Raw genomic sequence first — 15,158 nt, forward strand, 5'->3', positions numbered from 1 at the left:
CGAGGGACGTATAGTCCAGCACCAACGTGTCTCGACTTCGCTCGATACGAACGGGTAGAGAGATGGGATGGCGTTCTGGACCTACATTCTGCTCTGTGCTGACGGCCGCTATTACACGGGACACACCGATCATCTGGAACGCCGCTTCGCCGAACATCAACATGGCGGGTTCTGCGATTTCACCTCGCGGCGGCGGCCTGTGACTTTGGTCTGGTCGCAGCATTTTGCGACGCGCGTCGAAGCGCTGGAGGCCGAGCGCCGAATTAAGCCTTGGTCGCGTGCGAAAAAAGAGGCGCTGATCTGCGGCGACTGGGAAAAGGTGAGCCATTTCGCTAAACCACCCCATGAACGCCCGCCCCTTACAATGTCCTCGAAGGAGCATACCCCCTCCCCGTTCGTCCCGAGCGAAGTCGAGGGACGTGAGGCCGGGCGCCAACGTGTCTCGACTTCGCTCGACACAAACGGAGGTGGGGGTATGGCCTCCCCGCGCAAGGACGGTAGGGGGGTTAAGTGACCCTCACCCCGCAATGGCTGGACGAATTGCGATCGCGGATCACGCTGTCGACCCTCATCGGCCGGACGGTGAAGGTCACCCGCGCCGGTCGCGAGTATAAGGCCTGTTGCCCCTTCCATAACGAAAAGACCCCCAGCTTCACGATCAACGACGAGAAGGGTTTCTACCATTGCTTCGGGTGCAGCGCCCACGGCGATGCGATCCGGTGGATGACCGACCAGCGCGGGCTGTCATTCATGGATGCGGTGAAGGAACTCGCCGCCGAAGCCGGGATGGAAGTGCCCGCTGCCGACCCGCGCGCCGCAAAAAAGGCCGAGGAACAGGCGAGCCTGCGCGATGTTGTGCAAGCCGCCTCCGACTGGTTCACGCAGCAGCTGGGCAGCAGCAACGGCGCCCCGGCGCGCGACTATCTCGCGAAGCGCGGGATTTCCGAGGCGACGCGCAAGGCGTTCGGCTTTGGACTGGCGCCCGACAGCCGCTCGGCGCTGAAAGAAGCGCTCAAGAAATTCCCGACCGCGATGCTGGTCGAATCGGGGATGCTGATCGCGGTTGACGACAAGGAGCCCTACGACCGCTTCCGCGGCCGGTTGATGATCCCGATCCGCGATGCGCGCGGGCGGGTGATCGCGTTCGGCGGGCGCATCTTGGGTGACGGCGAGCCCAAATATCTGAACTCGCCCGACACGCCGCTCTTCGACAAGGGCCGCGTCCTTTACAATATCGACAAGGCATCGCCAGCGTCTCGGCAGACGAACCGGATCATCGTCGTCGAAGGCTATATGGACGTGATCGCGCTGGCCGAGGCGGGGATCGCCGACGCCGTCGCGCCGCTCGGCACCGCGCTGACCGAGGCGCAGCTGGGGCTGATCTGGCGGATGGTGCCGGTGCCGGTGCTGTGTTTCGACGGCGACGCGGCGGGACAGAAGGCCGCGATGCGCGCCGCAATGCGCGCGCTACCGCTGCTCCGTCCGGGTTTCAGCCTCGCCTTTGCGACGCTACCCCCTGGCCAAGACCCCGACGACATCGTCCGCGCCCGCGGTGCCGAAGGCTTCACCGCCTTGCTCGACGAAGCCCAGCCGCTCGTTGAGCGTCTGTGGGCGCATGAGGTCGCCGCCGGATCGCTCGCCACCCCCGAGGAGCGTGCGGCGCTCAAAACGCGATTGCTCGCGCATGCCGACGCGATCGAGGATGCCGATGTCCGCCACCATTATCGCGAGGCTTTCCGCGAGCGGCTGGACACGCTGTTCTCGCGGCCGCGTCCCGATCGTACCACGCGCGCGCCGTGGGCGCCGCAACCACAACGCGGTGGAGGCGGGCGCCGCTTCGCCCCCGACCCGCGGCTCCAGCCGCCCGCGGACGAGGCACGGTCGATCGGCCAGATCGGAATTGGCGGTCATTATGCCGCCGCCCTGATCGCCGGATTGCTGCGCTATCCCGCTGCCATGCGGCGCCACGAGGAGGCGCTGACGCGCATCGCGATTGCCGACCCCGGCGACGCCGAACTGCTGCGCCAGATGCTTGACATCGCAAATGCCCAAGAAGGGCTTGATTGCGAGGGGTTGCTTGCCATATTGGAGCCAATGAAAGTGTATAATAGGGCGACGACATTGCTCAGAGCCGACGGAATGCACTTCTCGTTCAATCGCAGGCTTGAAGGCGAAGAGGTTGATACAGCGCGCGAAACGGCGCTGCGTGACCTTGACGAATATATTGGTGTGCTGGTGACGCAGCCCGAAATCCGCGCCCGGCTCGCCGAAGCCACCGCGGAATTCCAGCGCACGATGAACGACGAAGGATTTGCGCGACAGCAAAAACTGTTCGCGATGGACAAAGAACTGACCCGCCGCCTGGCCGCGCTGTCCGACAGCAGCCAGCGCTGACCCACCGATTGCCCCCTAGGCAGGAACATATATGGCCACCAAGAACACCGCCGCCGAAACCGAAGCCGACACCGACGGCCCGCTGATCGACCTGAACGAGGCCGACGTCAAAAAGCTGATCGCGCGCGGCAAGAAGCGCGGGTATCTGACCTATGACGAGCTGAATGCGGCGCTGCCGCAGGACGAAATGTCGTCCGAGCAGATCGAGGACATCATGTCGGCGATTTCCGATATGGGCATCAACATCGTCGAAAGCGACGAGGATGTGCAGGAAGAGGCCGAGCAGGAACAGGACGACGAAGTCGATGTTTCGGCCGGCACGGGGTCCGTGTCCAACCCCGCGATCGAGAAGAAAAAGGAAACGGTTGATCGCACCGACGATCCCGTGCGCATGTACCTGCGCGAAATGGGCGCGGTCGAATTGCTCAGCCGCGAAGGCGAAATCGCGATCGCGAAGCGCATCGAGGCGGGCCGCGACACGATGATCCTGGGGCTGTGCGAAAGCCCGCTGACCTTCAACGCGATCATCGACTGGTCGACCGCGCTGAACAATGGCGACATGCAGCTGCGCGAGATCGTCGATCTGGAAGCCATGCTGTCGAAAGACCCGGCGCCCGAAAATCTTGAGGAAGAAGGCGCCGAGGACGACGGCGAGATCAGCGAAAAGACCGCCGGTGTCTCGTTCAAGGACGAGGACGAGGTCGAGGAAGAGCCCGCCGCCGACGGTGACGACGAGGACGGCGAAAGCACGTCGGGCAAGCGCGAGAGCTTTGAAGAAGATGAAGAAGACAACACGCTCAGCCTCGCCGCGATGGAAGAGCTGCTGAAGCCCGACGCGCTCGAAAAATTCGCGAACATCACCAAAAGCTTCAAGGCCTTTTCGAAGCTGCAGGAAACGCGGCTCGAAGCCTTGTCGTCGGGCGGCGAGTTCCCGGCGGCTTCGGAGAAGAAATATCACAAGCTGCGCGAGGAACTGACCGCGCAGGTCGAAAGCGTGCAGTTTCACGGCACCAAGATCGAATATCTGGTCGACCAGCTGTACAGCTACAACCGTCGCCTGACCGCGCTCGGCGGCCAGATGCTGCGCCTGGCCGAGCGTCACAAGGTGCCGCGCAAGTCGTTCCTCGACAATTATGTCGGCCGCGAGCTCGAGGAAAACTGGCTCGACCAGGTGGCGGGTCTCGACAAGAAATGGGCGGCGTTCGCCGAGAATGAAGCCGGCGCGGTCGACCGCATCCGCATCGAGATCAGCGAAATCGCGCAGGCGGCGGGCATGAGCCTGACCGAATTCCGCCGCGTCGTGAACATGGTGCAAAAGGGCGAGCGCGAAGCGCGCATCGCCAAGAAGGAAATGGTCGAGGCGAACCTGCGCCTCGTGATCTCGATTGCGAAGAAATACACGAACCGCGGGCTGCAATTCCTCGACCTGATCCAGGAAGGCAATATCGGCCTGATGAAGGCGGTCGACAAGTTCGAGTATCGCCGCGGTTACAAGTTCAGCACCTATGCGACCTGGTGGATCCGGCAGGCGATCACCCGCTCGATCGCCGACCAGGCGCGCACGATCCGCATCCCGGTCCATATGATCGAGACGATCAACAAGCTCGTGCGGTGCAGCCGCCAGTTCCTCCACGAAAGCGGCCGCGAGCCGACGCCCGAGGAAATGGCCGAGCGGCTGTCGATGCCGCTCGAAAAGGTCCGCAAGGTGATGAAAATCGCCAAGGAGCCGATCAGCCTTGAAACGCCGATCGGCGACGAGGAAGATTCGCATCTGGGCGATTTCATCGAGGACAAGAATGCGGTGATCCCGGTTGACGCCGCCGTGCAGTCGAACCTGAAGGAAACGGTCACCCGCGTCCTAGCCTCACTCACCCCGCGCGAGGAGCGCGTGCTGCGCATGCGCTTCGGCATCGGCATGAACACCGACCATACGCTGGAGGAAGTCGGCCAGCAGTTCAGCGTGACGCGCGAACGCATCCGCCAGATCGAGGCAAAGGCGCTCCGCAAGCTGAAGCACCCGTCGCGGTCGCGCAAAATGCGCAGTTTCCTCGACCAGTAACGTAAAACGACCTCCCACTTCGTCGAAATGAACGGGCGCTTGGTCTAACCAGGCGCCCGTAATGTTTTGAAAGCTTGTAAAAGTCTTGCGGCCACCCAAATGGGCGGCGCTCTCCCCTCCCCGAGTTTCGCGCCATGAATATAATGACAATCGGTTGGCGTAATTTCCCGATCAATGGGATCGAATCCCGTGACGAGCAGGCCGTAACGGTCGGCGCGGCTGGCAAAAGCCTTGGAAATGCGCGCACCGGAAAAATTGGCACAGCCTTTGCTTTACAAGGGTCAGAAACACGGGGACCAACCCGCAGCCAAGAGGACAAGAAAAAAATGGATACGGACACCACCAATCTCTTCCGCCGTCGCGATACATTTTTCGGTATCTGCGAGGCCGTGGGCCAGGATTTCGGCTTTAACCCGCTGTGGCTGCGGCTGGCGATCGTTGCGCCGCTGTTCTTCTTCCCGGTGCAGACCTTCATTGGCTATTTTGCGCTCGGCGCGGTGGTGCTGGCCTCGCGCCTGATCTTCCCCGCCAAGTCGAATGCCGTCGCTCCGGCCCTGACGGTGGCGACCGACAGCGCACCGCGCGAAGAAAAGGCCGAGGAGTTTGCCCTCGCGGCTTGAGCGAACGGCCCTTCTCCCATCAAGGGGGAGGGGCGAGCCGCTCCAGACAAATCCCTATTGCACCCGCCCCGCATTTCGCTATGGGCGGCGCGTGCAGGGCTTGCCCTGCGTATGATCGCGCCGGTGCCCGAAAGGGCTTAATAGGGAACGCGGTAGGCGCGCCGACACGGCGCGCCGAAACCGAGGCTGTCCCTGCAACTGTAAGCGGCGAGCGAGATGCACCGTTCGGGTTCCGACCCGGACAGCCACTGGGGCAACCTGGGAAGGCGTGCATCGAGCTGTGACCCGCGAGCCAGGAGACCTGCCGGCGTGGGTCGCTCAATGCCTGGGTCCAGGGAAAGGCCACGGCACGGAGAATTCCGTCGAGCGACGACCAAGCGGCTGGAGCCGCTTCGGTGCCGGGGCCGCAGGCATTGACGCCACTTGCGACACCGACAGCGGTCGATCGCGCGCGCGTTTCGGCAGGCTCCGCCTTCGTTGCCGGCGTGCGGGAGTCTCCCATGTTGAAATATTCGAGCATTTCTCTTCTCGCCCTTGTCGCCGGAACGCCGGTCGCGGCGCAGGAAATTTCCAGTCCAGACGACATCGTCGTCACGGCGTCGGGCATCGCACAATCGCGCGACGAGGTCGGGCAGGCAATCACCGTCATCGATGCCGACACGATCGAGAAGCGCCAGACGACCGACGTCGTCGACCTGCTCGCGACAACTCCCGGCATCCGCTTCAACCGCACCGGCAGCACCGGCTCGGTCGCGGGCATCTCGATCCGCGGCGCCGAAACGACGCAGACATTGGTGCTGATCGACGGGGTCAAGGTCAACGATCCCAGTGGCATCGGCGACGGATTTGACTTCGGCCATCTGCTGACCGGCAACATCCACCGCATCGAGGTGCTGCGCGGATCGAACTCGGTCGTGCACGGCAGCCAGGCGATCGGCGGCGTGGTCAGCCTGATGACCGTAACGCCCGACGCTGTCTTTGCGGGTCGCGCTTCGGCCGAATATGGCTATAGCGATACCGTGACCGCCAAGGCCGACCTGTCGGGCACCGCCGGGGCGGTATCGGGCGGCATCGGCGGCGCCTATTTTCGCACCGACGGCATTTCGTCGGCAGCGGTCGGCACCGAGCGCGACGGCTACAAGAATTTCGCGGGCAACGCGCGGCTGAAAATTGCGTTCAGCGACGCGCTCAGCCTCGACCTGCGCGGCTATTACATCAACGCCGACCTTGATTATGACAGCTTTTTCGGTGCCCCCGCCGACAGCGGCGATGTGGCTAAGCTCGATCAATATGTCGGCTACGCGGGGCTCAACCTCGGCCTGTTCGACGGCCGTTTTACCAGCCGCGCGGCGGTCACGTGGATGCGCAACGAGCGCGATTATTTTTTCGTCCGCGGCACCGCACCCGACTATGGTTATAAGGGCACCAACCTGCGCTTCGAATATCAGGGCGTCGTAGCGCCCGTCGATAGCGCCAAGCTGGTGTTCGGTTACGAGCATGAGCGCCCCGATTACGACTTCTTCGGCTTTGGTTCGACCGACAGCCAGAAGGCCAATATCGACAGCGTTTATGCGCTGGGCATCGTCCAGCCGATCACCGGCCTGTCGCTGACCGGCGGCGTTCGTCACGACGATCACAGCCAGTTCGGCGGCGCGACGACCTTTGGCGCCAATGCCAATTATTCGCCCAACGGCGGCGCAACCAACGTCCGGCTGAGCTATGGCGAGGGTTTCAAGGCGCCGTCGCTCTACCAGCTTTACGACAGCTTCAGCGGCAATGCGGCGCTGCGCCCCGAAGAGTCGAAAAGTTACGACATCGGCATCGACCAGCGCCTCGCCGACGGCCGGGCGTTGATCTCGGTGACGGCGTTCCTCCGCAACACCGTCAACCAGATCAATTATGACAATGCGACCTTCACTTACGGCAATATCGACCGCGCCCGCGCCAAGGGCGTGGAGGCGACGCTCGCGCTGCGTCCCGTCGATGCGCTGAACGTCACCGCATCCTACAGCTATATCGACGCGCGCGACCGGTCGGGGCGCCCCGCATTCGACGGCAAGCGCCTGCCGCGCCGCGCCGATCACGCAGTCAGCCTGTCGGCCGACTATGACTGGTCGTTCGGGCTGTCGACCGGCGCGACGATCACGATGGTCGGCGACAGTTTCGACAATGCGGCGAACACGGTGCGGCTCGACGGCTTTGCACTCGCCGGGGTGCGCGCGTCGTTCGCCCTCACCGAGCGGGTCGAAGTGTACGGACGTGTCGATAATCTGTTCGACGCCGATTATGCGACGGCATTCAACTATGGCACCTATGGCCGCGCCGCCTATGGCGGGGTTCGGGCGCGATTCTGATGACAGGGCGCTGTCGGTGCAGATCGACAGCGCCGTCCCGGATGGGAGGCAAGGCATGAGCAATAATCGTTGCACGACGCCGCGAGCCGCGGCGCGTTGATCGCGTCGCTCCGCCTTTTCGCGTATGCCGCGGCAGTATCGGTGGCAGTCGTCGGTGCGCTGTCCGCTGCGTCGACCAGCCACAAGCAGTCGCCGCCCACGACGCCCCAGCGCATTGTGTCGATCAACCTTTGCACCGACCAGCTCGTGCTCGCGCTCGCCGACCGTCAGCAGATCGCGGGACTGACGCGCAACGCCGTCGATCCCGGGATGTCGGATCAGGCGAGTGCGGCCCGCGGCCTGCCGCTGCTCGGCAATTCCGCCGAACAGATACTCGCGATTGATCCCGATCTGGTGATCGGGATGCCGGCCAGCGGCAGCGCGGCGCTCGCAGCGCTGGCTCCGCATCGTTACCCTTTGGTCGATGTGGACCTCGCCAATCGCCTCGACGAGATCTATCAAACGATCGAACAGACGGCTGCGGCCGTCGGCCATCCTGCTCGCGGTGCGGCGATGATCGCAGACATGGAGCGCGACCTCACCCACCTGTCATCGCCCGGTCGCAACCGCATCGCCGCTTATTATCAGCGGCGCGGCTATATGACCGGCACCGGAACGCTGGTCGATGACATGATGAAACGCGTCGGCCTGGTCAATCTAGCGGAAAAGCTGGGCAAGCCACCGCTGGCACAGCTGAGTGTCGAAGAAATGGTCGCGGCTAACCCCGACTTCCTGATTGTCGAGCGCGCGACCATGACCGTCGACGATCGCGGCGCCGAGATGCTTCACCATCCGGCGCTGTCCGGCATCCCGCGTATCGTCGTGCCCGAGGCTTGGACCGTTTGCGGCGGCCCTGCCTATGTCAAGGCGGCGCGCAGCGTTGCCACACAGATCGCGCAACATGACGAGCGTGCGCGATGACCTTTGCGATCCCCCGCCCCGTCCTGATCGCGGCACTGGCGGGGCTGGCCGCCGTTGCGGCGATGACCTCGCTGCTGTTCGGCGCGGTCGATCTGTCGCTGGCGCGGTTGATCGCCGCGGCAACCGGCGACGGCGACCGCGTCGCGTCGATCATCCTGTTCGACCTGCGTCTGCCGCGTGCCTTGCTGGCGCTCGCGGTCGGCGCGATGCTCGGCCTCGCCGGCGCCGCTCTGCAAGGCTATCTGCGCAACCCGCTTGCGGAACCGTCGGTACTCGGTACGTCGAATGCGGCAGCATTGGGCGCGGTGGCCGCGCTCTATTTCGGGCTGGCGCAAATTCACCCTGCGGTGCTGCCGCTGCTGGCCATTGGTTGCGCGCTGGTGTCACTCGGCATCTTGTTCCTGCTCGCCGGGAACGCGGAAAGCCCGCTCACGCTGATTCTGGCCGGCCTTGCGCTTGCCACGCTGGCGGGCGCAGGAATCAGCCTGGCGCTCAACCTGTCGCCCAACCCGTTCGCGGCGATGGAAATCATGACATGGCTGCTCGGCAGCCTCGAAAACCGTTCATTCGCCCATCTGTGGATCGCGCTGCCCTGCATCGCGGTCGGCATGGCGATGCTGCTGTGGAATAGTCGTGCTCTCGATGCGCTGACGCTCGGCGAAGATGCGGCGCAGGCGCTGGGTACGGACCTGCGGCGGACCCGGTTCCGATTGCTGATCGGCACCGCCATCGGGGTCGGTGGCGCGGTCGCGGTGTCGGGGGCGATCGGCTTCGTGGGCCTGATCGTTCCGCACCTGATCCGCCCGCTCACCGATCGCAGCCCCTCGGCGATCCTCCTACCCTCCGCGCTCGGGGGTGCCGCACTGCTGACTTTTGCCGATCTCGGCGTGCGGTTGATCCCGACCACCAGCGAGCTCAACCTGGGTGTGGTGACGGCCTTTCTGGGGGTGCCGGTGTTTCTCCTTTATTTGATGCGGGAACGGCGGCTATGGTAAAAATCACCATCGAACAGCTGGACGTGACGCTGGGTCACCGCCGCGTTCTCGATAAAATCGATACCGCTTTCGCGTCGGGCACCCTCACCGGCATCATCGGTCCCAACGGTGCCGGCAAATCGACCCTGGCGCGCGCCATGCTGGCGCTTGTCCCGGCCAGCGGGACGGTGCGGATCGATGGCGAGGATGTTGCGGCGATGCCGCGCGGCCAGTTGGCGCGTCGTATCGCCTATGTCCCGCAAGGCCAGACCCTGCACTGGCCGCTGAGCGTCGAACGGCTGGTCGGGCTCGGACGGTTGCCCCATCTTGCGCCGATGTCCCGGATCGGCGACGCCGACACTGCGGCGATCGAGCGCGCGATGGCGCGCGCCGATGTACTGCACCTGCGCCATCGGGTCGCGACCGAATTGTCGGGCGGCGAGCGGGCGCGGGCGCTGTTCGCGCGGGCGCTGGCGGTCGAGGCGCCTACGCTGCTCGTCGACGAACCGCTTGCCAGCCTCGATCCCGGCCACCAGATCGACGCGATGGTATTGCTTCGCGCCGAGGCAGCCGATGGCGCGCTGGTGATCGCGGTGCTCCACGATCTGACGCTCGCGGCGCGCTATTGCGACCGGTTGCTGCTCATCGACCAAGGACGGGTGATCGCTGACGGCACGGCAGCGGCGGTGTTGACCGCCGAGCGGCTTCGCGCCGTCTATGGCATCGATGCGCACGTCGAAACCGGCGGCGACTGGCCGACGATCACGACCCTCGGCCGCGCAAGCGGATAACACGACGTCGCCGACGACATATAGGCCGCGCGGACGGCTGGCCGTTATTCGTCCGCCGGAACGATCATCGCGGGGGCATCGGCGCGCAGGGTCAAGGTCACCGGCGCACCGGCCGCGGGCGGGTCGCCCGCACAGCGATAGCTGACATGCCGGCCGCCTGCCCCGGTCGCATCGACAAGATAGAAGCCGCCGGCAAAGCGCGAGCGGGTGACGGTCGCGGGCAATCCCGATGCGCCCGGTATCAGCGCGTCAGGGCGTACGACCAGCCGCGCGGTGCCGTCCGGAGCATTCGGTGTCGGGACTGCGCCGAACGGCGTCGTGGCGACTCCGCCGGTCACGACGGCCTCCGTCACCACCAGATCGCCGAGCAGGCGTGCGGCGGCGATCGACACCGGTCGATGATAGCAATCCTGCGGTTTTCCGGTCTGGAGAATGCGTCCCTCCGCCATCAGGACCAGCTTGTCGGCGATCATCATCGCCTCCTCGGGATCGTGCGTCACGATCAACACACTGGTCCCCGCGGAGCGCAGGTCCGCGAGCAGCGCGTCGCGCACCGCCTCGCGCAGATGGCCGTCGAGCCCCGAGAACGGCTCGTCGAGCAGCAACAGCGATGGTTCGCGCGCCAGCGCCCGCGCGATCGCGACGCGCTGCTGCTCGCCCCCCGACAGCATATGCGGCCAGGCGGCGGCAAGATGCGCGATATGAAAACGATCGAGCAGCGCAGCCACGCGCGCGCGGCGATCCTCCGCGGCCAACCCCGCCAACCCGAAGCCGACATTGGCGGCGACGTCGAGATGCGGGAACAGCGCATTGTCCTGAAACACCAGCCCGACGCCGCGCCGTTCGGGGGCAACGGTCAGCCCCGCGGCGGCAACGGTCTCTCCCCGTAGCCGGATCGTTCCGGCATCGACGGGTTCGAGCCCGGCGATCAGCCGCAACAGACTGCTCTTGCCGCAGCCCGAAGGACCAAGCAGGCAGGAGATGCCGCCGCGCGGCAGCGTAAAGGACGCGCCGTCGACCGCCCGGCGGCCGGGGTAGGCGCGCACGACGTCGCAGATTTCCAGAACAGGTTCGTCGCTCACGCCGTTGCCCTAAACACCGGGCCGGGCGGTCGCAATGCGCCGCGTCAGCCAGATCACCGCGGGCAGCGAGATGGCGACGATCAGCAGCGACGGCAGCCCCGCCTGCCCCAGTCGTTCGTCGAGCGCATAATTGTTGGCGATCACCGCCAGCGTGTCGAAATTGAACGGGCGCAAGATCAAGGTTGCGGGCAATTCTTTCAGCACGTCGATAAAGATGATCAACAGGGCGGTCAGCAACGCACCGCGTGCGACCGGCAAATCGACGGCAAAGGCGGCGCCGGTCTCGCCGCGGCCGAGTGTCCGTGCGGCATGGCGCATCGACGGCGTGACCCGCGCCATCCCGGCGTCGATCGGTTCGAGCGCCGCCGCCATCAACCGCGCCGCATAGGCGAACAGCAGCAGCAGGATGGCGATCGCCATCCCCGATCCCGGCGCCAGATTCCAGATCAGCCCCGCGGGCGCCAGCAGCCCGATCGCCATCACCGCGCCCGGCGTCGCATAACCCAGACTGGCGATCCGTGCCGCGACCGGCCATTGCCGTGTGCCCAACGCGAGCATGGTCGCGAGCGCGACAGTAAGGATTGCACCCCCGAACCCAAGCAACAGGCTGTTGCGCGTTGCCGCCGCCAGCCGCACCCAGTCAGGGCTGGTTTGCGCGAGATTCCAGATCAACCAGCCGACAGGGAGCAGCAAGCCAGCGGTCAGCAGCGACAGGCAAAATCCGAACGCGAGCCAGCGCCGCACCCCTGCCAGCGGCTGGACGTCGAGCGTCCGCCAGCGCGCCTTGCCCGTTTCATGCGTTGCGCCGCGGCGGCTGGCCCGCTCGATCCACAGCAGCAGCGCCGCTGCCGCAAGCAACGGCAGCGCGAACCGCGCCGCGCTGACCGTCGAGCCGTAAACCGACCAGGCGCGCACCACGCCGGTGGTCAGCGTCTGGACGCTGAGAAACTGGACCGCGCCGTAATCGGCAAGCGTTTCCATGACCGCGAGCGCAACCCCGGCAGCCAGCGCCGGACGCGCCATCGGCAACGCGACGCGCCACAGCGCCCGCCCGCCGGTACAGCCGAGCATCCGCGCTGCCTCCAGCACATTCACCGACTGGTTCAGAAAGGCCGCGCGCATTGCAAGATAGACATAGGGATAGAAGGCTGCCGACAGAATGAAGGCCGCGCCGCCGGTGCTGCGCAATTCAAATGGCAGGTCGTGCCCCGTCGCGGCGCGCAGCCAGCTACGCAGCGGGCCGGCGACGTCGAACAGGTCGGCATATCCATAAGCCAGCGCAAAGGCCGGGGTCGCGAGCGGCAGCGCCAGCGCCCACGCGAAAAAGCCGCGGGCGGGGAAACGGTACATGACCACCAGCCAGGCCGCCAGCGTGCCCGTTACTGCTGTCAGAAAACCGACCAGCAATGCCAGCCATGCCGATGTCAGGGCATAGCGGGCAATGTCGCGTGCCGCGATATCGGCGGTACCGCTGCCGAGCGCCGCAAGGACGACCCCGATCAGCGGCAACGCCACCGCCAGCCCCGCCAGCGCGGCGAGGCCGGCGAGCGGGGGTGGCGCGAGGCGGCGGAGGGTTATGGCACGGGTCAGCGCCAGCCCGCCGCACTCATCAGCGATTGCGCCGCCGGCTGCCGGGCGGCGAACGCCGCGACGCTCATCGGATGGGCGGTAAAGTTGGCGAAGGCATCGACCGGCGGCGGCGCGGGAACGTCGGGCGAGGCCGGAAACTCGTTGTTGTTCGCCGAGATATGTTTCTGCGTATCGGCCGAAGCAAAAAACTCGAGCAGTTTGACCGCATTGGCCCGGTTGGGCGCATTTTTCGCTACCCCGCCACCCGAGATATTCACATGCGCGCCCTGGCCGTCGAGGCTCGGGAAGCCGAGCTTGACCTTGGTGGTCACCGCACGATCGGCCGCGTCGTCACCCGTCGCCATGCGGATATAATAATAGCTGTTGGTGATCGCGACCTCGCACACGCCCGCAGCCACGGCGCGGATCTGGTCGCGGTCGCCGCCTTCGGGGGGACGCGCCATGTTGGCGACGATACCCTTGACCCATTCGCCCGCGCGGTCGGTGCCCCATGCCTCGATCAGCGCGCCGACCAGCGAAAGATTATAGACGCTGTCGGACGAACGGACGCAAATCTTGCCCTTGAAACGCGGCCCGGCCAGCTTGGCATAATCGTCGATCTCTTCGGGCTTCACCTTCGCCGCGTCATAGGCGACGACCCGCGCGCGGCGCATGAAACCATACCAGTTGCCGCCCGGTTCGCGCAGATTGGCGGGGATCCGCGCATTGAGCGTTTCGGATTCGGTCGGCTGGAACAGACCCGCCTGCTGCGCACGCCACAGCGCGCCCGCGTCGGCGGTGATAAACAGGTCGGCGGGGCTGTTCGCCCCCTCGCTCTTCATGCGCGCGACGAGCTCGTCGGCTTTGCCCTCGATGCGGTTGATCTTGATCCCGGTCTCCTTGGTGAACCGGTCGTAAAGCGCCTGGTCGCTGTCATAATGGCGGGCGGTGTACAGATTGACCTCTTGCGAGTCGGCTGCCTTTTCGCCGCCCGAACAGCCAGCCAACATCGTTACGCTCACCAGCGCCGCTACCAGTTTCTTTTGCACCATCATCTCCTTGCTCGTCGCGTTCGGTTCGCCGCTAGCACTATTGCGAGAGATTCGCAAAACATTGCGCGAATGATACAGCGCCTGCAAGTCATCGCCGGTAAAGCATGACGAAGGGCGACGAACAGCCAACTGACACCTGACCGATGACGATGGTCGCACGATGAGCAATCGAGGGTGCATGGGAAAAGGCCTGGCAGGGGCAGCAGGACTCAAATTCCAGACCTAAGTATTTGAAAAATAATGTATCGGAGTTGCAAAAATCGCAATATACCAACACTTTTGCGGCGATATACGTGGGATGTCGTGGAACTGGTTGGGACGATTCAGCTATTTTCGATGACCGGAAGTTCATTTGCGGCAAGCTGTTCAAAACCTCCTCTGAATAGCGCGCAACTTGCTCGTGCGACGACCTGCACGGGCACACTGAATAAGATTTTCGGAGGGTGAAAGCGAGCGCCGAGATGTACGCTCACGCTCCTGACGGTGGCGCTTCCCAATACCGTCACCTTAACGGCAGTGAGAGAATTGCTGAAAGACCGTCATGGAGTGGCCGGTAGGAGACAGGCAGCTTTTAGGTGTCAAACAAAGAGAGCGGACGTTCCGCCACGAGCTAGAGCGTTCGCTCTCTAGGATATCGATATTTCCTGGTTAGACTTCGATGCCTTCCGCCAGGGTCAACGCATCTTCAACATCGACGCCGAGGTATCTCACCGTGTTTTCAATCTTGGTGTGCCCGAGCAATATCTGCACTGCACGCAAGTTTCCGGTCGCCTTGTAAATGATCGACGCCTTTGTTCTGCGTAAAGAATGCGTCCCGTAGTCTTCACTCCGGAGACCAACCGCTGTGACCCATTCATCGACGAGACGCGCCTATTGCCGCGTGCTCATATGCGCCGAGTGATCGATGCGGCTCGGGAACGCATAGTCCTCGATGGATCCGCCACGACGTTCGAGCCAAGCGAGGAGACTCCCGCAAGCATCCGACATGATTTCGAACTGAACTGGTCGACTAGTCTTCTGCTGAATCACCATCGCCCGCGTTCTCAACTCACCGCCGGTGACAAGGTCGCCGATCTTAATTTTCACCAGATCGCAGCCTCTCAGTTTGCTGTCGATCGCAAGATCAAAAAGCGCCCTGTCTCGAAGCCGTTGCTCTCGGTCCAGGTGAAAGCGAATTGCCCATATCTGCCGTGGCTTCAACGGTCGCTTGGCGCCAACCTTTCGACCGGCATTCCACGCCGGTCGTGGAGGTAAATAGTCGAATTCTGACCTACCCATATTTGTTCTCCTGCGGCCACAATGG

General features: G+C 64.3%; 11 protein-coding genes, 1 pseudogene and 1 riboswitch. Of the genes and pseudogenes, 8 read left to right on the forward strand and 4 right to left on the reverse strand.

Annotation, left to right across the window (positions count from 1 at the left end; genetic code table 11):
* The first annotated feature begins 67 nt into the window (after positions 1 to 67).
* From IR187_RS04440 to IR187_RS04475, 8 genes are all read left to right on the forward strand, one after another.
* Positions 68 to 514 carry a GIY-YIG nuclease family protein gene (locus tag IR187_RS04440; protein WP_194953503.1) on the forward strand — a complete coding sequence of 149 codons (447 nt, stop codon included), beginning with the start codon at positions 68 to 70 and terminating at the stop codon, positions 512 to 514.
* Positions 511 to 2,394, forward strand: coding sequence for a DNA primase (gene dnaG, locus IR187_RS04445; protein ID WP_194953504.1), 1,884 nt, complete (start codon positions 511 to 513; stop codon positions 2,392 to 2,394). The genes IR187_RS04440 and dnaG overlap by 4 nt, the downstream gene beginning before the upstream one ends.
* A gap of 31 nt (positions 2,395 to 2,425) precedes the next feature.
* Entirely contained in the window at positions 2,426 to 4,453 is a 2,028-nt protein-coding gene (gene rpoD / locus IR187_RS04450) for an RNA polymerase sigma factor RpoD (RefSeq protein ID WP_194953505.1), read from the forward strand.
* A gap of 143 nt (positions 4,454 to 4,596) precedes the next feature.
* Positions 4,597 to 5,073 carry a PspC domain-containing protein gene (locus IR187_RS16695; RefSeq protein ID WP_228765539.1) on the forward strand — a complete coding sequence of 159 codons (477 nt, stop codon included), beginning with the start codon at positions 4,597 to 4,599 and terminating at the stop codon, positions 5,071 to 5,073.
* Positions 5,074 to 5,177: 104 nt separating this feature from the next.
* Positions 5,178 to 5,396: riboswitch (cobalamin riboswitch) on the forward strand.
* Between the two features lie 177 nt (positions 5,397 to 5,573).
* Positions 5,574 to 7,427 (forward strand): TonB-dependent receptor plug domain-containing protein, encoded by a 1,854-nt coding sequence (locus IR187_RS04460; RefSeq protein WP_194953506.1) that lies wholly within the window; start codon positions 5,574 to 5,576, stop codon positions 7,425 to 7,427.
* Positions 7,428 to 7,496: 69 nt separating this feature from the next.
* Positions 7,497 to 8,387 carry an ABC transporter substrate-binding protein gene (locus tag IR187_RS04465; protein ID WP_228765540.1) on the forward strand — a complete coding sequence of 297 codons (891 nt, stop codon included), beginning with the start codon at positions 7,497 to 7,499 and terminating at the stop codon, positions 8,385 to 8,387.
* The gene (locus tag IR187_RS04470; RefSeq protein ID WP_194953507.1) at positions 8,384 to 9,382 is read left to right on the forward strand and encodes a FecCD family ABC transporter permease; all 999 of its coding nucleotides are present in this window, start codon (positions 8,384 to 8,386) and stop codon (positions 9,380 to 9,382) included. The genes IR187_RS04465 and IR187_RS04470 overlap by 4 nt, the downstream gene beginning before the upstream one ends.
* The gene (locus tag IR187_RS04475) at positions 9,376 to 10,152 is read left to right on the forward strand and encodes an ABC transporter ATP-binding protein (RefSeq protein WP_194953508.1); all 777 of its coding nucleotides are present in this window, start codon (positions 9,376 to 9,378) and stop codon (positions 10,150 to 10,152) included. Before IR187_RS04470 ends, IR187_RS04475 begins: the two co-directional genes overlap by 7 nt.
* A gap of 44 nt (positions 10,153 to 10,196) precedes the next feature.
* Here the strand turns inward: IR187_RS04475 and IR187_RS04480 are convergent, their stop codons facing one another.
* From IR187_RS04480 to IR187_RS04495, 4 genes and pseudogenes are all read right to left on the reverse strand, one after another.
* Complete coding sequence (locus IR187_RS04480; protein ID WP_194953509.1) at positions 10,197 to 11,234, reverse strand: ABC transporter ATP-binding protein; 1,038 nt, start codon at positions 11,232 to 11,234, stop codon at positions 10,197 to 10,199.
* 9 nt (positions 11,235 to 11,243) lie between these two features.
* Positions 11,244 to 12,749, reverse strand: a complete 1,506-nt coding sequence (locus tag IR187_RS04485; RefSeq protein WP_194953510.1) for an ABC transporter permease — start codon at positions 12,747 to 12,749, stop codon at positions 11,244 to 11,246.
* Positions 12,750 to 12,820: 71 nt separating this feature from the next.
* Positions 12,821 to 13,852: an extracellular solute-binding protein gene (locus tag IR187_RS04490; protein WP_324187640.1), complete on the reverse strand. Its 1,032-nt coding sequence runs from the start codon at positions 13,850 to 13,852 to the stop codon at positions 12,821 to 12,823.
* Positions 13,853 to 14,503: 651 nt separating this feature from the next.
* A pseudogene (locus tag IR187_RS04495) lies at positions 14,504 to 15,133 on the reverse strand (tyrosine-type recombinase/integrase).
* Positions 15,134 to 15,158 lie beyond the last annotated feature (25 nt).

The organism is Sphingopyxis solisilvae, assembly GCF_015475875.1.
Lineage (GTDB): Bacteria > Pseudomonadota > Alphaproteobacteria > Sphingomonadales > Sphingomonadaceae > Sphingopyxis > Sphingopyxis solisilvae.

Bases quoted from the DNA above. Each gene is read 5' to 3' on its own strand.
- IR187_RS04470 (WP_194953507.1), top strand. From the start codon at position 8,384: ATGACCTTTGCGATCCCCCGCCCCGTCCTGATCGCGGCACTGGCGGGG.
- IR187_RS04460 (WP_194953506.1), top strand. From the start codon at position 5,574: ATGTTGAAATATTCGAGCATTTCTCTTCTCGCCCTTGTCGCCGGAACG.
- IR187_RS04475 (WP_194953508.1), top strand. From the start codon at position 9,376: ATGGTAAAAATCACCATCGAACAGCTGGACGTGACGCTGGGTCACCGC.
- IR187_RS16695 (WP_228765539.1), top strand. From the start codon at position 4,597: ATGACAATCGGTTGGCGTAATTTCCCGATCAATGGGATCGAATCCCGT.
- rpoD (WP_194953505.1), top strand. From the start codon at position 2,426: ATGGCCACCAAGAACACCGCCGCCGAAACCGAAGCCGACACCGACGGC.
- IR187_RS04440 (WP_194953503.1), top strand. From the start codon at position 68: ATGGCGTTCTGGACCTACATTCTGCTCTGTGCTGACGGCCGCTATTAC.